Annotated in this window: 16 protein-coding genes; 10 read left to right on the top strand and 6 right to left on the bottom strand. The window is 58.2% G+C overall.

The genetic code is table 11. The features are described from left to right. Positions 1-120 precede the first annotated feature (120 nt). From ACZCWR_RS05520 to ACZCWR_RS05505, 4 genes are all read left to right on the top strand, one after another. Positions 121-915, top strand: coding sequence for an EAL domain-containing protein (locus ACZCWR_RS05520; protein WP_487302710.1), 795 nt, complete (start codon positions 121-123; stop codon positions 913-915). Between the two features lie 1,073 nt (positions 916-1,988). After that, the gene (gene dalD / locus ACZCWR_RS05515; protein ID WP_487302709.1) at positions 1,989-3,383 is read left to right on the top strand and encodes a D-arabinitol 4-dehydrogenase; all 1,395 of its coding nucleotides are present in this window, start codon (positions 1,989-1,991) and stop codon (positions 3,381-3,383) included. Positions 3,384-3,553: 170 nt separating this feature from the next. Beyond that, a complete protein-coding gene (gene xylB, locus ACZCWR_RS05510) occupies positions 3,554-5,035 on the top strand; it encodes a xylulokinase (RefSeq protein WP_487303259.1) in 1,482 nt (493 codons plus the stop codon). A 760-nt stretch (positions 5,036-5,795) separates the two neighbouring features. Beyond that, positions 5,796-6,743, top strand: a complete 948-nt coding sequence (locus ACZCWR_RS05505) for a sugar-binding transcriptional regulator (RefSeq protein WP_487302708.1) — start codon at positions 5,796-5,798, stop codon at positions 6,741-6,743. A 43-nt stretch (positions 6,744-6,786) separates the two neighbouring features. On the opposite strand, the gene ACZCWR_RS05500 is transcribed toward ACZCWR_RS05505, so the two are convergent. The 6 genes from ACZCWR_RS05500 to ACZCWR_RS05475 form a co-directional block, all read right to left on the bottom strand. Further along, positions 6,787-7,944 (bottom strand): ABC transporter ATP-binding protein, encoded by a 1,158-nt coding sequence (locus ACZCWR_RS05500; RefSeq protein WP_487302707.1) that lies wholly within the window; start codon positions 7,942-7,944, stop codon positions 6,787-6,789. A 33-nt stretch (positions 7,945-7,977) separates the two neighbouring features. After that, positions 7,978-8,691 carry an HAD family hydrolase gene (locus tag ACZCWR_RS05495; protein ID WP_487302706.1) on the bottom strand — a complete coding sequence of 238 codons (714 nt, stop codon included), beginning with the start codon at positions 8,689-8,691 and terminating at the stop codon, positions 7,978-7,980. Positions 8,692-8,701: 10 nt separating this feature from the next. Continuing rightward, entirely contained in the window at positions 8,702-9,553 is an 852-nt protein-coding gene (locus ACZCWR_RS05490; RefSeq protein WP_487302705.1) for a carbohydrate ABC transporter permease, read from the bottom strand. Beyond that, positions 9,550-10,488, bottom strand: coding sequence for a carbohydrate ABC transporter permease (locus ACZCWR_RS05485; RefSeq protein WP_487302704.1), 939 nt, complete (start codon positions 10,486-10,488; stop codon positions 9,550-9,552). Before ACZCWR_RS05485 ends, ACZCWR_RS05490 begins: the two co-directional genes overlap by 4 nt. Before the next feature lie 72 nt (positions 10,489-10,560). Then, positions 10,561-11,922 (bottom strand): ABC transporter substrate-binding protein, encoded by a 1,362-nt coding sequence (locus tag ACZCWR_RS05480; protein ID WP_487302703.1) that lies wholly within the window; start codon positions 11,920-11,922, stop codon positions 10,561-10,563. A 229-nt stretch (positions 11,923-12,151) separates the two neighbouring features. After that, on the bottom strand, positions 12,152-12,925 hold the full coding sequence (locus ACZCWR_RS05475) for an L-iditol 2-dehydrogenase (protein WP_487302702.1): 774 nt from the start codon (positions 12,923-12,925) through the stop codon (positions 12,152-12,154). Positions 12,926-13,407: 482 nt separating this feature from the next. Here ACZCWR_RS05475 and ACZCWR_RS05470 point away from each other — a divergent pair, with 482 nt between their 5' ends. The 6 genes from ACZCWR_RS05470 to ACZCWR_RS05445 all read left to right on the top strand — a co-directional run bounded on the left by ACZCWR_RS05470 (position 13,408) and on the right by ACZCWR_RS05445 (position 19,689). Beyond that, positions 13,408-13,932 carry an Lcl C-terminal domain-containing protein gene (locus tag ACZCWR_RS05470; RefSeq protein ID WP_487302701.1) on the top strand — a complete coding sequence of 175 codons (525 nt, stop codon included), beginning with the start codon at positions 13,408-13,410 and terminating at the stop codon, positions 13,930-13,932. A 370-nt stretch (positions 13,933-14,302) separates the two neighbouring features. Next, complete coding sequence (locus ACZCWR_RS05465; RefSeq protein WP_487302700.1) at positions 14,303-15,787, top strand: asparagine synthase family protein; 1,485 nt, start codon at positions 14,303-14,305, stop codon at positions 15,785-15,787. Between the two features lie 43 nt (positions 15,788-15,830). Further along, positions 15,831-16,607, top strand: a complete 777-nt coding sequence (locus tag ACZCWR_RS05460) for an enoyl-CoA hydratase/isomerase family protein (protein ID WP_487302699.1) — start codon at positions 15,831-15,833, stop codon at positions 16,605-16,607. Then, on the top strand, positions 16,604-17,797 hold the full coding sequence (gene argJ, locus ACZCWR_RS05455; RefSeq protein ID WP_487302698.1) for a bifunctional glutamate N-acetyltransferase/amino-acid acetyltransferase ArgJ: 1,194 nt from the start codon (positions 16,604-16,606) through the stop codon (positions 17,795-17,797). The genes ACZCWR_RS05460 and argJ overlap by 4 nt, the downstream gene beginning before the upstream one ends. 97 nt (positions 17,798-17,894) lie before the next feature. After that, on the top strand, positions 17,895-18,761 hold the full coding sequence (locus tag ACZCWR_RS05450; protein ID WP_487302697.1) for a TauD/TfdA dioxygenase family protein: 867 nt from the start codon (positions 17,895-17,897) through the stop codon (positions 18,759-18,761). 184 nt (positions 18,762-18,945) lie between these two features. Continuing rightward, the gene (locus ACZCWR_RS05445) at positions 18,946-19,689 is read left to right on the top strand and encodes an enoyl-CoA hydratase/isomerase family protein (protein ID WP_487302696.1); all 744 of its coding nucleotides are present in this window, start codon (positions 18,946-18,948) and stop codon (positions 19,687-19,689) included. Positions 19,690-19,722: the final 33 nt, after the last annotated feature.

Below are 19,722 nucleotides of genomic sequence, written 5' to 3'. Positions count from 1 at the left end.
ATACCCTTAATCGACGGCGAAGGTCGCGAATATCAATATGTGGATTTGGTGAATGGCGCGGCGGCGCGCTTTGCTAACATCGGTGGATAACTTCAAACACAAACCGCGCGGCCCATTCGAATGATCACTCCGTCGTTGTCGGAACTCGTCAAGCGTGCTCATGAGCATCCGTTTCTGGCGGCTCATATCGCGTTGGATGAGCGCGAACATGCAGCCATCGCTCATTACGGGGCGCTCACGCTCGGCAGCGCCTATGAGCCGATCTTCGATGTCGGGACGCATAACTTTCCGCAGGTGTTGAGTGCATCGCCGGAGAGCGCCGAGCGTTTCGGCGATGAACTCGGCGTGCAGGCGATCACGCTGATCGAAGGCGATGCTTCCGGCGATCCTTTTGCGCAGATGCAGGACGATCGCGATCTCGTTGCGGTGGATCGGTTGTCGCGGGCGCTTCATGCGTTTAATTTTTTTGGGCCGCAGCGGCCGGGGCTGCTGTTTTTACGCGTGCATGAGCGGTTGTTGAAGAGCGTGAAGTATGACCATGGGTTGCATTTTTCTTCTGTACTGCTGGAGTTTGGGGTCAATCCTGCGCGGGTGGTGATTGAGTTGCCGGCGGCGGCGGTGGCTCACAAGACGTTTCTTGGGTATCTCATCAAGAGCTATCAGCGGTATGGGTTCAAGGTTGCGGGTAATTTGCCGAATGCCGGGCAGATCATGGCGGTTTCGGATATGGCTCGGTTGGACTTCATCAAGATGGATGCGGGTTTGGCGTTGCGGGACGCTGTGGTTAAACATCTGGTGGCTTATGCGCATCGGTTGAGGATTCCGCTTATTTTTAGCAATGTGGTGGATGGGGCGCAGTTTGATGCGCTTCAGCAATATGATGTGCATTTTGTGCAGGGGTCGGTGTTTGATTGATGGCTTGTTCTGGGAAGGCGCTTCTGTTTTTTGGGCTTTTATTGCAGTAGCCGCCTCCCCGGCGGGGGGGTAACTTTCTTTGCTGCTGCAAAGAAAGTCACCAAAGAAAGCAGCTTTTTAACCCATGCTCGCTGGCTGGAGAGGGTTGGTCTGGATTAACGATACAGTGGCCGCGTTAGGACGTCCCTCGTCTTGTTAAGCGCATGGGCAACCTCGCGATTGCGCGCTCCAATCTTCTTGGCTCAGTGGTCCGCATTCATTCTTTCGGCCATGCGCTGCGCGCGCCGAGAGAGTAAGAACGGAACCCCGCAGCATGCACGTGCCCAGCCTCCTCAAACGTCCCCGCTCTATCGCTATTCGGCCCTACGTTCGTTAGGGCTCCGACTAAAACGAAAAGACCGACGTAACACCACCGCCGATCTGCGGGTTATGTCTGTAGCTTCGCGTGGCCTAGCGTCGAAGCGCTAACCAAGGTAGGGCCGAATAGCAATCTTGCAGGGAGGCTTGAGATGGCTGGGCGCTCATAGGCTGCGGGGTTCCGTTCTCATGTTCTCGGCGCGCGCAGCGCATGGCCGAAAGAATGACCGCGATCCACTAAGCGTTGATTACTCAAGCGCGAAATCGCGAGGTTGCCTAAGCGGCAAGTTATGCGTGGCAAGTCCTAATGCGGCCACTGCATCAGTTAATCCAGACCAACCCTCTCCAGCCATCGTGCATGGGGTAAAAAGCTGCTTTCTTTGGTGACTTTCTTTGCAGCAGCAAAGAAAGTTACCCCCCCGCCGGGGAGGCGGCTACTGAATAAACAGCACAACCAACAGAAGCCCCTTGCACGACAAAACCCACAAACCCAAAAAATTCCACCTATCGTAGTTAGTCACCCCAACCCAAAACGCCGAATCCGGGAAAGCCCCAACAAACAGGCCAAAAAAACCCCCACGGCGCGCTCCTTGCGCCTCGGAAAAGCATCCCAAAACCTTGACTTTCCCCCACCCGAATACGATCATAAGCTCATCCATAGAGCAATTGCTCACACCCAAACCAAAAGAAAAACCGAACAAGGAAGAGACAACCTCATGAACGCATCGACCCAAAGCGAAAGCCCGAACGTCATCCTGCACATCGGCGCCGGCTCATTCCATCGCGCCCATCAGGCGTGGTATCTGCATCGGCTAATAGAAACAGGCGACAACGACTGGTCGCTGGCCGTAGGCAATATTCGCGGCGACATGAACGCCGTCCTCGAAGCGCTCGCAGCACAAAACGGCGAATACACGCTCGAAACCGTCACGCCAAAAGGCGAGCGCGAATACGAAACCATCCGCGCGATCAAAAAAGTGGTCCCGTGGTCGAAGGACCTCGATGCCCTCGTCGCGCTAGGCGCAGAAGCATCGACGAAAATCGTGTCGTTCACGGTGACCGAAGGCGGCTACTACCTCGACGAACACGACAAACTCGACACCGCAAACCCGGACATCGCCGCCGACCTCAAAGGCGGCCGCACCACGATCTATGGCGCACTCGCCGCCATCCTCGATGCGCGCATGAAAAACGGCGCAGGCCCGGTCTCGCTGCAAAACTGCGACAACCTGCGCAGCAACGGCGACCGCTTCAAGAAAGGCATGCTGCAATTCCTCGAACTGCGCGGCGAAACCGCCCTACGCGACTGGATGCTCGCCAACACGTCCTGCCCGAATTCGATGGTGGACCGCATCACGCCGCGCCCGACGCCGGACGTCGCCGAGCGCGTGAAAGCCGCGACCGGTTTCGACGACAAAGCCCCCGTGATGGGCGAAAAATTCATCCAGTGGGTCGTCGAAGACAACTTCATCGCCGGGCGCCCCGCGTGGGAAAAAGTCGGCGCGGAAATGGTGGATTCGGTCCACGCCTACGAGGAAGCCAAGATCCGCGTGCTCAACGCGAGCCATAGCTGCATCGCGTGGGCGGGAACGCTCGTTGGCCTGCAATACATCCACGAAGGCACGCAGGACCTCGAAATTCGCGCACTCGCGGATGCCTACATCACCGAAGACGTGATTCCCTGCCTCACGCCCAGCCCGCTGGATCTCGCCAAATACCGGGATGTCGTGCTGGATCGCTTCAGCAATCCGTACATTCAGGACACCAACCAGCGCGTGGCGGCGGATGGCTTCTCGAAGCTGCCGGGTTTCATCGCGCCGACGCTGTCCGAATGCTTCGCCCGCAGGGCCGATCCCGACGCCACCGCGATCCTCCCCGCGCTGTTCTTCCGCTTCCTCGAACGCTGGCACGAAGGCAAGCTGCCCTACACGTATCAGGATGGCGTGATGGACCCGGCCGTGGCGCATGCCTTCTTCGAAGCGCCCGATCCCGTCAAGGCGTTCACCGCCGACAAACTGCTCTGGGGCAGCATGGCGCAGACCGAGCATCTCGAACGTGTGATGCGCGGCGCGCTCGCGAAAGTCGATGCGTGGCTGGCCAGTCGCCCGTAACGCACTTATGTTCACCATCTCGTAACGCACGCGCCGCGCCGCTCGGGTATTGTGCCCATGGCGCGGCGCCGCGCGTGGCGTTAAATTAGCGCGTTCGTTCTCAGGCACCGCTCCTTGCATTCCGCCGAGTCTCCATTGCGTGCGACTTGGCAACCACTAAGGGTCCGTTCATGTACTTAGGCATCGACCTCGGCACCTCCGAAGTGAAAGTGCTGCTGCTTGCCGGCGACGGCAGCGTCATCGGCACGGCGGGCACGCCCTTTACCGTCTCGCGCCCGAAGCCGCGCTGGTCCGAACAGAATCCGCTCGACTGGTGGGCGGGCACGCGCGCGGCCATGTCCGCGTTGCGCGAGAAATTCCCTCAGGAGTTCGCACAGATTCGCGGCATCGGGCTATCTGGGCAGATGCATGGCGCGGTGTTGCTCGATTCCGCCGATCGCGTGTTGCGTCCCGCGATTCTCTGGAACGACATGCGCAGCGACAAGGAATGCGCCGAACTCTACGAACGCGCGCCGAACCTGCACGAGATCGCGGGCAATCTGGCGATGCCGGGTTTCACTGCGCCCAAGCTGCTCTGGGTCGCGCACAACGAGCCGGAAATTTTCAATCAGACCGCGTGCGTGTTGTTGCCGAAGGACTATCTGCGCATGCATCTGACGGGGACGAAAGTGTCCGATCCGTCCGATGCCGCGGGAACACTTTGGCTCGATGTCGCGCGTCGCGACTGGTCGGATGAGCTGCTTGCCGCGTGCAGCATGTCGCGTCAGCAGATGCCTTCGCTGGCGGAAGGCAGCGAGCCTTCGGGGACCTTGCTACCGGAAGTCGCGCGTGAGTTCGGCTTGCGCAATGACGTGATCGTGGCGGCGGGTGGTGGCGATAACGCCGCGAGCGCGGTGGGCATCGGGGCAACCGATCCGGGGGATGGGTTTTTGTCGCTCGGGACATCGGGGGTGTTGTGTGTGATTGGCGATCGGTTTCGGCCGAATCCGGCGTCGGCGGTGCATGCGTTCTGTCATGCGATTCCTGACCGCTGGCATCAGATGAGCGTGGTGTTGTCGGCCGCCAGTTGCCTGCGCTGGGTGTGCAAGCTGACCTCCACCGATGAACCGACCTTGCTCGCCGAAATCGAAGCGCTTCCCGCCGATGTGTTGCCGTCCGCGCCGTTGTTCTTGCCTTATCTCAGCGGTGAGCGCACGCCGCATAACGATCCTTACGCGCAGGGTGTTTTCTTCGGCATGACGCATGCGACCGATCGCGCGTTGCTCGGATATTCCGTGCTTGAAGGTGTCACGCTTTCTTTGACCGATGGGCTCGATGCGCTTCAATCCGCTGGCACGCAGGCGCGGGCATTGTCGATGTTGGGCGGCGGCGCGCGAAGTGCCTACTGGGCGCAAATGTTCGCCGATGCTTTCGATACGCCGACGCGGACGCACGGCGGTGGCGAGACCGGCGCTGCGCTCGGGGCTGCTCGATTGGGATGGCTCGCTGCCGGTGGCGAACCTTCGGTTGTGCTTGCGAAGCCTGCCATTAAGCAGGAGTTTTCGCCGAATGCGGAGAGGCATGAGGCGCTTCGCTCACGACTCAAAGGGTTTAGGGAGCTTTATCAGCATGTCCGTCCTTTGTTCGACCCTGCGCGGCCTCGGTTGGCTTGAGGTTTGCGTTTAGGGCTTGTATTTGTGGGATGCGTGGGCTTTAGTTGTATGTGGTGCGATGTCTTTCAAAGGGGCTGCTGTTTTCTGGGCTTTTATTGCAGTAGCCGCCTCCCCGGCGGGGGGGTAACTTTCTTTGCTGCTGCAAAGAAAGTCACCAAAGAAAGCAGCTTTTACCCCCATGCACGCTGGCTGGAAAAGGGCGGCCTGAATTAACGATACAGTGGCCGCAATAGGACTTCCCACGCATAACCCACCACTCAGGCAACCTGCGATTACACGCTCAATGCCCTAACCCTCAGTGGACCGCATTCATTCTTTCGGCCATGCGCTGCGCGCGCCGAGACAGTAAGAACGGAACCCCGCAGCACATTAGTGTCCAGCCACAACAAATGTCATCGCACATACGCTATTCGGCCCAACCGCGATCAACACTTTCGCTAAAGCTCAAACCAAGGTTGGGCCGAATAGCAGTAAATCGGGGAGATTTGATGTGTCTGGGCACTTGCATGCTGCGGGGTTCACTTATATACCTGTCGGCGCGCGGAGCGCATGGCCTAAGGAATGAATGTGGTCCACTGCGGGTTGAATATTCGCGAGGTTGCCAATGCGGATAATGAAACGAAGGACATCCTAATGCGGCCACTGTCTTGTTAATTCAGATCACACTTCCAGCCATCGGGCATGGGGGTAAAAGCTTTCTGCAATAAACAGCACAACCAACAGAAGCCCTATCCACGACCAAAACAAACCCAAAAATCACGTGCCCAAATCAACAGAAAAACTCGACTTGGCAACCCGCGCAGCGTGGCTCTACTACGTCGCCGGCGACACCCAAAACGAGATCGCCGAAAAGCTCCAGATCTCGCGCCCCGTGGCGCAACGCCTGGTGGCTTTCGCCGTCGAAAAGAACCTGATCCGCGTGCGCGTCGATCACCGCATCGCGGATTGTCTGTCGCTGGCGAAGCAACTCTGCGAACGCTACGGCATCGCGATGTGCGAAGTCGTCCCCATCGACGGTGACACGAGCGAGCAAATCGACCGCAAGCTCGCAGTCGCCGGCGCGCAAGTCATGGAGCGCTATCTGCTCGAAGAAAAGCCGCTGATCGTTTCGATCGGCAGCGGACGGACGCTCAAAGCCTGCGTGGCGCAAATCGGCCAGCTCGACCGGCCGCAGCATCGCTTCGTGTCGCTGGTCGGGGCCATCGCGCAGGACGGTTCCTCGAACCGCTACGATGTCGCGCAGCAGCTATCGGAGAAAACCGGCGGCAAGCATTTCATGTTGCCCGCGCCGCTCATGGCCGATAGCGAGGCCGAACGCGCGCAATGGGTCAATCACCGGTTGTATCGAATCGTCGATGAACTCGCGACTCAGGCCGACGTGGCCTTTGTCGGTATCGGCAATGTGGCGGTGAACTGCCCGCTGCATGAAGACGGCTTCATCACCCGCGACGAAGTGGACGAGATGATGCAAGCGGGCGCGGTCGCCGAATGGCTCGGCCTGCCCATCGACCAAAAAGGTGTGCGCGTGCAGTCGAAAACCGGCGCGCGCGTCACGAGCCTGAAGCTCGATACACCGCCGCAGCGTCCGACCATCGGTTTCGCGGGCGGTCAGCGCAAGCGTGAAGCGGTCATCGCCGCGCTCAAGGGAAAGTGGCTATCGGGACTGGTGACCGACGAGTTGTGCGCGAAGGCTGCGCTCGAAGCATAAAAAAACGCTGCCCTCTCGAGCAGCGTCATCGACTACGAAAGGATCAAGCACTCATCTTGCTTGCCACCGGATGCGCTGCATTCTCCTGCGCCCACGCATGCACCACGTTGCGCCGGAATGCCTGCCCTTCCGCATTGAACAGATGGCAATGGTCCGGCGCCGCGCCGAGCTTCATCTGCGTGCCGCGTGCGTGCTTTTCCAGCGGCGGAATGCGCGAGATCAAGCCATCCGGCGCGACCGGCGTTTCGGCGTAGAGATAGGCGGCATCGCCGAGCGTTTCGACCGTCATCGCCGATGCCGTGATGCCATACTCCCCCGCATCCGCCGCGTTCGGCTGCAAGTGCTCGGGACGCACGCCGACCGTGACCGCATCGCCGGGCTTGGCGTTGCCGGGCAGCACGCCGACCATCTGCGTTTCGCCAGTCTGATACTTCACCAGCACGCCATCGCTCTGAACCTGCGTGACCGTGCCCGACAGAAAATTCATCTTCGGCGAACCGATGAACCCCGCCACGAACTTATTCGCCGGTGCGTGATACAACTCGTTCGGCGTCCCGACCTGTTCGATGTTCCCCGCCGACAGCACCACGATCTTGTCGGCCAGCGTCATGGCCTCGACCTGATCGTGTGTCACGTAGATCATCGTGGTCTTGAGGTCGTCATGCAGACGCGCGAATTCGAGGCGCATCTTCACGCGCAGCGCGGCATCGAGGTTCGAGAGCGGTTCGTCGAAGAGAAACACCTTCGGCTTGCGCGTGATCGCGCGGCCGATCGCCACGCGCTGACGCTGCCCGCCCGACAACTGCTTGGGCTTGCGGTCCAGCAAATGATCGATGTGCAGAATCTTCGCGGCATTCTTCACGGCGGCATCGATGGCGGGCTTTTTCTCGCCCGCGAGCTTGAGGCCGAACGCCATGTTGTCGTACAGCGTCATGTGCGGATAGAGCGCATACGACTGAAACACCATCGCGATGCCGCGTTTGGCCGGCGGCAGTTCGTTCACGCGCGCGTTGTCGATCATGAGATCGCCGCCGCTGATGTCCTCCAGTCCCGCGATCATGCGCATCAGCGTGGACTTGCCGCAGCCCGACGGTCCCACGAACACGACGAATTCGCCGTCGTTGATATCCAGATTGATGTTGCGCATCACCTCGGTTTCTTCATAACGCTTGGTGATGTTGCGCAGGGTCAGGCTTGCCATGATGTGTCTCCTTGCGATGCCTTCGAAGTATCGCTATCTGATTTCAAACGCCGCGTTCGTGAGCCATTGCTCGACCAGCGACGGCAGCCGCGCCATGTCATCGAATACGAGTTCCGCACCCGCGCGTTCGAGCGCGCCGATCTGTCTTTCGTCCGCATGCCCGCCGCCGATGAAACCGAGCACCTGCATGCCGGCCGCCTTCGCCGCCGTCACGCCCGTCACGCTGTCCTCGACCACCAGACAACGCAGCGGATCGACCTTCAGCGCGCGCGCCGCCGCGAGATAGACGTCGGGCGCGGGCTTCGGATTGGCGACCATGTCGGCCGTGAAACGCCGCTCGCCGAAAAAGCGCGAAAGGCCCGTGCGGTTCAGCACGCTATCCACGTACGATGCAAAACTGTTGCTCGCGCAAGCCTTCTCGAACGGCACGGCGGCGAGCGCCTCTGCGATGCCCGGCACCATCGGCGCCTGCATCGCCGCCACTTCGACCGCGCGGCGAATCGACACCACCTGATCGTGCGTGAGCGTGCGGTTCACGGTGTCGGCCGCGCTCGACAGCACCGCCTCGATGCGCAGGCCGAGCAGCGGCATCACGACCGGCTCGACATCCACGCCCGGCCACAACGCCTGCAACTCGTGGACGAGCACCTTGCCCGCCACCGCTTCGCTGTCGATCAGAACGCCGTCGCAATCGCAGATCAAGAGGCGATCTTCGAGCGTGGCCAGTGATGATGGAGTGAGGTTCACCGGCCCGTCCTCACTTGACCGCGCCGAACGTGAGACCGCGCACCAGTTGCTTCTGCGACAGCCAGCCGACGATGAGAATCGGCGCGACCGCCAGCAGCGAAGCCGCCGAGAGCTTGGCCCAGAACAAGCCTTCAGGACTCGAATACGACGCGATGAACACCGTCAGCGGCGCGGCATTCGAACTGGACAGGTTGATGCTCCAGAACGCCTCGTTCCACGACAGGATGATGAGCAGCAGTCCCGTCGAGGCCAGGCCGGGAAGCGCCATCGGCATGAGCAAGTACACGATTTCTTGCCACGTCGTCGCGCCATCGATACGGCCCGCTTCGAGAATGTCCTTCGGCACTTCGTTAAAGTACGTGAACGCCATCCACACCGCAATCGGCAAGTTGATGAGCGTGTACACGATGATGAGACCGCTCACCGTGTCCAGCAGCCCGGTGTTCTTCCACAGAAGGTAGATCGGCACCAGCACGCCGACCGACGGCATCATCTTGGTCGAGAGCATCCACAGCAGGACCTTCTGCGTTTTCTTCGTCGGGAAGAAGGCCATCGCGTAGGCGCACGGCACGGCGAGAATCAGGCAGAGCACGGTGACGCCCACCGAGATCAGCACCGAATTCAGCGCGAAGCCGAAGTAGTTGCTGCGCGCGAACACCTCGCGGAAGCTGTCGAGCGTCGGCGTGAAGAACAGCGAGGACGAATACGCCTGCTGCTCGGTCTTGAACGCGGTGATCGTCATCCAGAAGATCGGGAAGAACAACAGGATGGAGACCAGCCACGCGACGATGCCCGGCACGATGCGCTTGACGATATCGAGCGGCGACGCCGAAGGGACATTGGAAACAGATTGAGTGCTCATGCGTCGTACTCCCCTTTCAGGTTCTTCGCGAGCATTCTCACGAGGAAGAACGCCACCACGTTCGCCAGGATGACCGCGAGAATGCCGCCCGCCGAAGCGAGACCGACATCGAACTGTTGCAGGCCCAGCGCGTAGATCAGGTACGACAGGTTGGTCGTGGCGTTGCCCGGCCCGCCGCCCGTGGTCGTGTAGATTTCCGCGAAGATCGACAGCAGGAAAATGGTTTCCATCATCACCACCACGGCAATCGCGCGCTTCAAATGCGGCAGCGTGATGAAGAAGAACATCGCGAACGGACCCGCGCCATCGATGCGCGCCGCTTCCTTCTGCTCCTGATCGAGCGACTGAATCGCCGTGAAGAGAATGAGGAACGCGAACGGCAGCCATTGCCACGCCACGATCACGATCACCGCGAACAGCGGATAGTCCGCGAACCAGTCGATCGGCTGCAAACCCATGGAACGCATCAGGCTGGCGATCAGGCCATACACCGGATGCAGGATCATGTTCTTCCAGATCAGCGCGGAAACGGTCGGCATCACGAAGAACGGCGCGATGATCAGCAGCCGCGCGATGCCCTGCCCGATGAACTTGCGGTCGAACAGCACGGCCAGCAGCACGCCGCCGATCACGGTAATCAGCAGCACCGAGATAATCAGCGACAGCGTATGGACAATGGACGGTCCGAACGAAGGATCGGTCGCGAGATACTTGTAATTGTCGATGCCCGCAAAACCGGAAACATCGGGGTTCAGCAGGTTATAGCGCGAGAACGAATACCAGATCGTCATCGCGAGCGGAATGGCCATCCACAGGAACAGCAGGCCGGTCGATGGCGTGATCAGCCAGCGCACCGACTTCGCGCGCCGCTTGTCGCGCTCGGCAGGCGTCTCCTGCACATGATGATCGGTGATGGGGGGATTCAGTTGACTCATCGTGTCACCTCTCGATGATGCTTTGATGGCCGCGCGCCGTGTCTCAGACGCGCGGCCCGATGCTGCAGGAAATTACTTCTGATAGCCAGCTTGCTTCACAGCGCGATCCGCCGTGGCATTGCCTGCCTTGAGCGCGGCATCCACCGTCGTCTGTCCGGCGACCACACCAGCGATGGACTGACCGACCACCGTGCCGAACGACTGGAACTCCGGAATGCCGACGAACTGCACGCCCGTGTACGGCACTTTCTTGAGCGTGGCGTCATCCGGGTTCGCGGATTCGATCGCCTTCAGCACGAAGTCGCCGAACGGTGCGGCCTGCTTGTATTCCGGCTTCGCGTAGGTCGATTTACGCGTGCCCGGCGGCACCGAGGCCCAGCCTTCGTCCTTGCCCACCATGTCGATGTACTCCTTCGACGTGGCCCATGCGGCGAACTTCTTGGCGGCTTCCTGTTGCTTGGAGGTCTTCGGAATCGCCAGCGACCACGACCACAGCCAATGCGAGCCCTTCGGCGTCACGGCGACCGGCGCGGCCGCGAAGCCGATCTTGTCCGCCACTTGCGATTGCGCCTTGTTGTAGAGCATGCCGGCAGCGACGGTTGCATCGATCCACATCGCGCACTTGCCGGAGGACATCAGCGTGAGGTTTTCGTTGAAGCCGTTCGAGCTGGCTCCCGGAGGGCCGTCGCTCTTGAGCAGGTCCGCATAGAAGGTCACGGCCTTGTGCCATTCGGGCGTGTCGAGTTGCGCTTGCCACTTCTCGTCGAACCAGCGGCCGCCGAAGGTGTTCACGACCGTCGAAACGAAGGCCATGTTCTCTCCCCAGCCTGCCTTGCCGCGCAGGCAGATACCGTACTGGCCTTTGGCCTTGTCGGTCAGCTTGTCGGCGAATTGCTTGATCTGGTCGTAGGTCGGCTGGTCGGGCATCTTGAGGCCGGCGGCATCGAAAAGGTCCTTGCGGTAATACGTCATCGAGCTTTCGACGTAGAACGGCAGCGCGTACAGCGTGCCGTTGTACGAGAGACCGTCGCGCGCGGTCTTCACCACGTCGTCGAGATCGTAGTTCGATGGCAGACCGGTCATCGGCGAGAGCCAGCCGCGCTTGCCCCACTGCGGCGCTTCATATGTGCCGATGGTCACCACGTCGAACTGTCCGCTGTTGGTGGTGATGTCGGTCGTCGCGCGCTGACGCAGCACGTTTTCTTCGAGGATCACCCACTTGAGCTGGATGTCCGGATTGGCCTTTTCGAACGCGGGCGAGAGCTTCTTCAGCTCGATGACGTCCGGGTTATTCAGCGTGGCGATGGTGATGGTCGCGGCGTTCGCCGTGGCCGGTGCGAACGCGGCCGTGCTCGCGAGCACGGAACCGGCGAGCGCGGTGAGAGCGAGCCGCGCGCGGGGCTGTGCTCGGACGATGTCTTGGATGCGTTTCATTTTGGTGCGTCTCCTTTTTCGTTGGCACGGGCGTTGGGGCCGTGTTTTCTTCGAGCGTGGCGCTCGTGCCGCCTGGCTGCTTCAGGGTGCGATGGCTCGCGTTGGTTTTTAGGGTTTTCCGTCGTTCCTGGGCCTTGCGCGCTGCACGCGCCGTCCTTCAAGCGATGACGGCGCCGTTCCACTATAGACGGTGCGCTTCATGCTGCAAGCGCGCATGCGTCGCGTGGCATCAACTCATCCAGTTGCCGCCATCCACATTCAGCGTTTGCGCGGTGATGTAATCCGCATCCGCCGATGCCAGGAACAGCGCCGCGCCCGTCAGATCGTCCGGCGCGCCCATGCGTCCGAGCGGCACGGCTTCGCCCACCAGGCGCTTCTTCTCGCCAAGCGGACGGTTCTCGTAACGGGCGAACAGCGCATCGACTTGTTCCCACATCGGGGTATCCACCACGCCCGGCGCGATACTGTTCACGTTGATGCGATCCTTCGCCAGCGCCAGCGCCGCCGATTGCGTATAGCTGATGACCGCCGCTTTAGTCGCGCAGTAATGCGAGACCAGCGCTTCGCCGCGCCGTCCTGCCTGCGATGACATGTTCACGATCTTGCCGCCGCGCCCCTGCTCCACCATGCGCTGGGCGACGGCCTGCATCAGGAAGAACATGCCTTTGACGTTGACCGCGAAGAGACGGTCATAGATATCCCACGATTCATCGAGGATCGGGCGCATGTCGAACAGCGCCGCGTTGTTGAAGAGAATGTCGATGCCGCCGAAACGCTCCACCGTCTGCGCGACGATCGATTGAATGTCTTCGCGGCGCGTGACGTCGGCCTTGATGGTGAGCACTCTGTCCGCTGTGTCCTGATAACGCAGCGCGATTTCGTCGGCGTCCTTGACATCGACCAGCGCGACCTTCGCGCCTTCTTCCAGATACCGCCGCGCCACCGCTTCGCCGATGCCGCTCGCGGCACCCGTGATGATGGCCACCTTGTCTCTCAGTCTCACCGATGTCTCCGATTTTTTGCTGGCTTCTCGTTGCGGCTGGGGTTGTCTCGCTTAGAAGTGAGCGAACGCCCGCTGCATGAACAATTGCTCTGTTGTTGATCGAATGATCGGCGTTGTCTGAGCGCGTGTCAAGGCGTGAGAACCAGTAAATCGATGGTGCGGCGCGGGATGCCTGGAGCAGGTGCAGTTGGAAGAAGTCGCCAGGCGAGCAATTCTTATTCCCGCTGAAAGCGAGCGGCGCATCGTTGCCGGTGTATGTATTGGCCTGACAACTAGCGCAACGAAGCTCCTTTAACCGATCTGCAGGCCAAAAATTTTGCTTGTCCTGTTTTGGTTGCTCTCAACCAGGATAAATTCATTGTGAGGATTCCGAGTTATTAGACCTTAAGCAAATATTTTAGGAAAACGAACGTTGACGGCGTGCTGACGCATGAAATAATTTCGTGCATTAGAAATTTCAATCGATCAAGGAGCCCTTAGCCATGCATGTGAGAATTGCCCGATTGTTGACTACATTATCTCTTCTCTCCACATTTTTTTGCTCACAGACATCATTAGCTGCCTGTACACAATCAAACGGCCGCGGATTCAGCCTTAAAGACGACATCGCGGTTAATCATGCGAGCGGCCTGACATGGAAGCGATGTCTTGTCGGAATGACATGGGACAACAAAACAAATCGATGCGAGGGCCGGCCAGGTGGGCTAAGTTACCCCGAGGCACTCATCGCGGCTCGAAAAGCTGGGGCCGGTTGGCGCATTCCCACAGGCAAAGAACTCGGAGCACTTCGCGAGCATGCATGTCATGGACCCAAAATCGACTCCAAGGTCTTTCCGAATATCGCGCTGGCTGATTTTGGTGAAGGCGCAAATGTCTGGACATCTACTCCTGCGTTGCCACAGACTTTCTACTTCGTGGACTTCACGGATGGCGATATAGATTTCCATAGTGAGGGCTTTTCTCAAGCTGTGCTGCTTGTCAGAAGCATGAAGACCGAAGCTCGATGACTTCACTGATTCGGTCTGTCGCTAAACACGAAAGGGCAGGCGCCCACCTCGTGACAAAACTTTAAAGTTTTGAGAGGCCAGAACGGATCGTTTCATGTTTTAATCAGTAAACCAAACTTTATTCACAAAACGAGTTACCCTTTCAATATGGAAACCTAACTGAAAGAAGTGGACTTTTAAGTCCATTCCGCTTTCTAGACGCCGACCAGATTTTCCTTTCTCTTTTTTCCAAAGAGCAAGGTTAGGCACGTTAGAGTTATCTCATCCATTTATAAAAACTCGAATGTTTCGCTTCCTGCATAGAGGGTCGATCACAAAGTCTCCCCTTAAAATCAGGACTCCGTTATACATCGCTTGAGGTAGAAATACGATGACATTTTCGTTTGTAGCAACACCAAATTCGGCCCAGTCGGCGTCGGCATCCCTATCCGATTTGAGAGGCCAAGGGAAGCTATTCGAACTCTCCGGTTGGAAACTTTGGCTTAAGTCTTGGCTGTCGACTCAAACATCCGAAGCAATTCACACCGACAACGAACAAACACATGTCTTAATCGGCGCCCCAACCAACATTGAAGAACTGCGCACGCTCGCTGCGGTCTTCACGGCTGAAGCTCTGTCAGCCAACGCTGTGCAAATTATCGTTTTATTGCGCAGCGCGTATGGCGATTTTGCACTTTCCCTGATCGAAGGACCGTTCACCCTCCTAACTTTCGGACCGCGCGGAAAGTTAAGCGTAGCGACCGACGGGCTCGGCTTACAACCTGTCCACATGGTGCGCGGGCGCTCGCTATGGGTGACTTCGGAACTCAAGCATGTCGGCCTTTGCAGCCCCGGAGAGCTCGAATTCCTACCCGAAGAGGAGATCATCGCGCATGACAACCGCGCGGACACCTTCCTCCCCATTCGCAACGCACAGCGCATCCGCCCCGGATCGATTTATTCCTTCGGATTCGATGGCGCCGGCCATCACTTATTCAACATATCGAATTATCTGACACTAAGGCTTGCGACTCCGCAACGGATCAGACGCGAACAAGCTCGATCGATCACGCACACGTTATTGTCAGCCTCTGTGAAAAGCGTCACGAGCACAAGCGCGCCCATTTCGATTCCCCTTTCAGGCGGTCTGGATTCCAGCATGGTGACGGCCCTTGCGGCTCGAAACCGAGTTGACGTAAATACGTTCGCGATCGGCACCGGTACAAGCAATGAATTTCCTTTTGCGAAGTCGGTTGCACGCCATGTCGGCACGACGCATCGGGAAACGACCTTCGATGACGACGCCATCATACGCGGCGCGCACGAAGCCATTTACTACAACGAGATTTTCGATGGTCTTTCTGCCGAAATTCAGGCAAGTCTTCTGTGCCTGTATCGATCGCTGGAAGGTACTGGCGGCAGAATTGTGACCGGCTACGGCTCTGATCTGTTGTTTGGCGGCGTTTTGAAGGCAGGAAGCGCACTCAATGACGCCAATGCCGAGTTGTGGAGGCAGGTCTATCGCACTCGCTGGACGGGCGAATTCTCCCAGTTCGGTGCGAACCGTTACGGCCTCGAGGTGCATCACCCCTTTTGGACAACACGCCTCATGTCGTTCGCACTCAGCCTCGCACCTGAAATGAAAGTCTCGCGCGACGAGGTAAAGGTCATGCTGCGTGAATGCGCCGCCGAAAACGCCCTGCTTCCCGACGAGATCGTATGGCGCAAGAAGATCGGAATTCATGAAGGATCGTCAGTGAACAGCATCTTTGCAAGTCACGTCGGTGCTGACACGGCCGACTACGCAGCCAAGACACGTTACACGTATCGGAAATATCGCGCCTATCTTTCAGGGCATGAAGAACCCGCAGCTTAAGCCAGCAAACAATATTCGAACAAAATTCAGGAGAAGGAAAACCATGTCCCTGGTCCAAGAAAGCAATGTGAGAAGCGTGCGTGTCATTACATTGAATCATGCAAGTCGTATGAATCCCTTCAGCGCGGAACTTGAACAGAGCGTGACGGCCGCCCTCAAACGAGCCAACGACGATTCGACCGTGAGCGCCGTTGTAGTGACGGGAGGCGCAGGCCGCTCGTTCAGCGCCGGCGGAGATTTCAACGAGGTTAAACAACTCAAGGGCGGCGTGGAGGTCGATCGTTGGATCGACCGGATCACGAGCCTGTACTCTAGCGTCCTGCTCGTGGAAAAACCTACGGTGGCAGCGATCGACGGCTTTGCAATTGGAATGGGATTTCAATTCGCGTTGATGTTCGACTGGCGACAAGCGGCGACGTCAGCTGAATTCCGCATGCCGGAGTTGCGTCATGGAATTGGCGGCTCGGTTGGCGTGTCGATCTTGCGTCATGCGATCGGCCACGCCGCCATGCAGGAAATCATCATCGCGTGCGAGTCCATTTCTGCCGAAAGAGCCCTCGATTACAGAATCGTGAACCGTCTCTCCGCACCTGAACGCGTGCTGGATGACGCTATCGTGCGCGCCGAGGACCTGGCGTCCTATCCGCAAGTTCCGTATCGCGCCACCAAGCAAGTCATCGTCGAAGCGATGCGCGATGTTCTGGTGCGATCAGCCGACTCCTCCAAGCGCGTGCACAAGGCTGCTTTCGCGGCACGCAGCCCGCATGCTCACTTCGCGCGGGTACTCGGCGAAACGCACATTGCCGAAGGTCAGCAATGAAAACGCACGGTTTTATCTCGCGACCGCTTGCTTCGGCATCGCCTGTTCCGCAAGGATTCCGAAGTTTCGTTGCTTGCGCCGGAGTAAAAGACACTTCCCGGGACCTCGCGGTAGTGATAAGCGATGTGCCGTCTGCGGTCGCCGGAGTGTACACACGCAATCATTTCGCCAGTGCGGCGGTGCGCGCCTCGCGTAGTCAACTATCTAGCGGCACCGCGCGTGCGCTGCTGGTGATATCCAAGAATGCCAACGTTGCAACCGGGCAGCAAGGCGAGGCTGATCTGGCGTTGCTCACCGACGAGCTTGCGCACCGGCTTAAGATTTCACCAACGGAATTGCAGAGCGCCGCCACGGGCGTTATCGGTCGCCGGTTGCCTGTCGAACGCATTATCCAGGCGCTTCCCCTTTCGCAGGATCGAATGGATACGCCGGCTGACTTTCGCGCCGTTGCGCAAACCATCATGACAACCGACACGACGGCAAAGGGCGTGGCTATCCGCGTCGGTGATAGCGTGCTGGTCGGCATTGCCAAGGGCGTCGGCATGATCGAGCCGGACATGGCTACTCTCCTTGTCTACTTTTTCACCGACGCCCGCATCGACCAGAGATGCCTGCAATCGCTTCTGAGTTCGGTGGTGGATCAAACCTTCAACTGCATGACCGTCGATTCGGACACGTCCACGAGCGATAGTTGCGCCATCTTCGCAAACGGTCTGGCGGGTGAAGTCGATTATCAGGATTTCGAACATGCACTTCTCGATGCCGCATCCCATCTTGCAACGATGGTCATGGGTGATGGTGAAGGCGTGACGAAGGTGTTCAAGGTAGTGGTCGAGCACGCAGAATCGAATTCCGTTGCAAAGACAATTGCAAAATCGATCGCCAATTCTCCTCTCGTCAAGACTGCTATTCATGGCAGCGATCCGAACTGGGGACGCATTGCGATGGCGATCGGAAAATGCGATCGAGGCTACCTTATCGATCCCGAGCGCACCAGCATCGCCATGTGTGGCATCCAGGTGTATCCGGCGGCTGGGGAGGCAAGCGCGCAGGCCGTGCGCGATGCCATGCGCGCCTCAAGACACATCGAGATTGAGGTAGATCTGAGCACGGGCGGCGGGCGCGCGGAAGTGTTGGGATGCGATCTATCGCCTGCATATGTCGAGTTGAACAGTCACTACACCACGTGATGCCTTTTGCTTAACTGCACGGCGGAAATAGTCCGCTTACCATTCGCAACTGTCTTTCTGCAGTGCCCTTCAACCAAGAGAGAAAAGGAAATAATCAATGGACGCACGAGTTCGCCTTTATGAAAAGGAATCGCTACTCCCTTCAGGATTTGGCACCCTGTTGAATCGTGACGCGATGCTTGCCGCAGACCCGGCCGAGATCAAAGACATCTTGAAGTTAAAAGGATTTACATTGGTTCGTGGTCTCCAACTCAAGCGAGAGGATTTCCTTAAACTTTATTCATCGTATGGCAATGTCGTGGCTTACGTGAATGAACGAGAGAAGGTAGGCTACGGGTATAAAGATACACTCGAACTCGACGGTGATCAGAAGAAAATAGTAACGGGTCGAGGACAACTGCCTCTCCATGCAGATGGCGGGCTGTTGCTTAGTCAGGTGGATGTCGTTTTCCTATACGGCGCGCGAATCAAAAACATGAAGTTTAGAGGCGCTACGTTAGTGACCGACCATGTTCTCGCCTGCGAAGAAATGCCCAGCCATTTGCGTGAGGTCCTTGAAAACGAGACCTTCGAGGTCCGCGTCACCGAGCGCGGCTATTACGTGAATGTTTCACCCGATGGGTGGTTCAAGGTGCCAGTATTCACTGATCTCGGTTGGGTCAGAAAGATGCTGCTCTACTTTCCTTTCGACGAAGGTCAACCCGCGAGCTGGGAGCCACGGATCGCCGGTTTTTCCCAGTACGAGACGAAGAAGTTCTTTTCTGAACTTTCCGCATTCTTTAAAAATCCACGCTACACCTATACCCATTACTGGAAGGAAGGCGATCTCCTCATAACGGATAACCGCCGAAGCATCCATGAGCGCGAGGAATTCAACGACCCGGCTATCGAACGCGTGCTGTGGCGTGGGCAGACAGCCGACACCGCCGCACGTGGACCGGTCCGCGACGTCGCACTCGGCTGACTGACGAGTCTCCCGAGCATGAGTTCGGCTCGTTAGCGGTTCTATCGACAGCGTTTCGACATCTCGGAGAAACGCTGTTTTATTTTGTTGTCCGAATCTTGATTCCGGCTTTATCAGACAACTGATTTAGCAAATCTGATCATACTCGGTATCAGGTTCGGTCCAGATTCGCATGGAGGAGACGGTGCAAGCCATCAGCGTGATAGAAAGTCTAGTACCGGTCGAACGACCTAGTTCGAACGTCGTGCAATTGAGGCTGCACGGCTTGACCCTTAGCAATTTCTTAAACAACAATGCAAGGCGCCTGGCTGTACAAGCCATCAATGAAGCCGGCCGTGAGCCGTCCATTTCGGCAGTGATCTTATCGGGGCCGCTCAACGCCGCGTTTTGCGGGGGCGGAGACGTAAGCGAGATCGCGGGCATCGCCAATGAGGCCGACGTTGACGCATGGCTTGATAGCATTATTGAACTCTATCTGGCTATTCTCGATTGTCCGAAACCCATCATTGCCGCGATCAACGGACAGGCAAAAGGACAAGGCTTGCAACTCGCCTTGCTGTGCGATGTGCGTGTCGCGTCTTACGGGACCCATTTCGCTGAACCCGAACTAACACAGGGTGTCGGATGCGCACTTGGCGCCACCATTTTGCGTCATTTCGTTTCATATGGGATAGCGACAGAGATGGTCTATGGTTGCCGCGAAATAGGCGCACTCACGGCAATGGAATACAACCTGATCAATGCTGCGGTGCCCGAGCAGGATCTCATCCCAACTGCGCTGCACTGGGCGCAACGTCTTGCGGCTTATTCAAAAGATGCTTTTGCGCACACCAAGCGCATCATCGCTCACGACATGGCGGAGGAGCTAAGAACGTGTCTTCCGGCTGCGCGGGCCATGCATAAACAACTCCTCGTAACACGGCCGTGACCAGCGAATGCTCTATTAAGACTCCAATGTTCA

The organism is Caballeronia sp. A2-2, assembly GCF_057612605.2.
This window is presented reverse-complemented; position numbering and strand designations above follow the sequence as displayed.

Excerpts from the sequence above, each read along its gene's own strand:
- ACZCWR_RS05500 (WP_487302707.1), bottom strand. The coding sequence starts at position 7,944 with ATGGCAAGCCTGACCCTGCGCAACATCACCAAGCGTTATGAAGAAACC.
- argJ (WP_487302698.1), top strand. The coding sequence starts at position 16,604 with ATGAAAACGCACGGTTTTATCTCGCGACCGCTTGCTTCGGCATCGCCT.
- ACZCWR_RS05490 (WP_487302705.1), bottom strand. The coding sequence starts at position 9,553 with ATGAGCACTCAATCTGTTTCCAATGTCCCTTCGGCGTCGCCGCTCGAT.
- ACZCWR_RS05480 (WP_487302703.1), bottom strand. The coding sequence starts at position 11,922 with ATGAAACGCATCCAAGACATCGTCCGAGCACAGCCCCGCGCGCGGCTC.
- ACZCWR_RS05460 (WP_487302699.1), top strand. The coding sequence starts at position 15,831 with ATGTCCCTGGTCCAAGAAAGCAATGTGAGAAGCGTGCGTGTCATTACA.
- ACZCWR_RS05520 (WP_487302710.1), top strand. The coding sequence starts at position 121 with ATGATCACTCCGTCGTTGTCGGAACTCGTCAAGCGTGCTCATGAGCAT.
- dalD (WP_487302709.1), top strand. The coding sequence starts at position 1,989 with ATGAACGCATCGACCCAAAGCGAAAGCCCGAACGTCATCCTGCACATC.
- ACZCWR_RS05470 (WP_487302701.1), top strand. The coding sequence starts at position 13,408 with ATGCATGTGAGAATTGCCCGATTGTTGACTACATTATCTCTTCTCTCC.
- ACZCWR_RS05485 (WP_487302704.1), bottom strand. The coding sequence starts at position 10,488 with ATGAGTCAACTGAATCCCCCCATCACCGATCATCATGTGCAGGAGACG.
- ACZCWR_RS05450 (WP_487302697.1), top strand. The coding sequence starts at position 17,895 with ATGGACGCACGAGTTCGCCTTTATGAAAAGGAATCGCTACTCCCTTCA.
- ACZCWR_RS05465 (WP_487302700.1), top strand. The coding sequence starts at position 14,303 with ATGACATTTTCGTTTGTAGCAACACCAAATTCGGCCCAGTCGGCGTCG.
- xylB (WP_487303259.1), top strand. The coding sequence starts at position 3,554 with ATGTACTTAGGCATCGACCTCGGCACCTCCGAAGTGAAAGTGCTGCTG.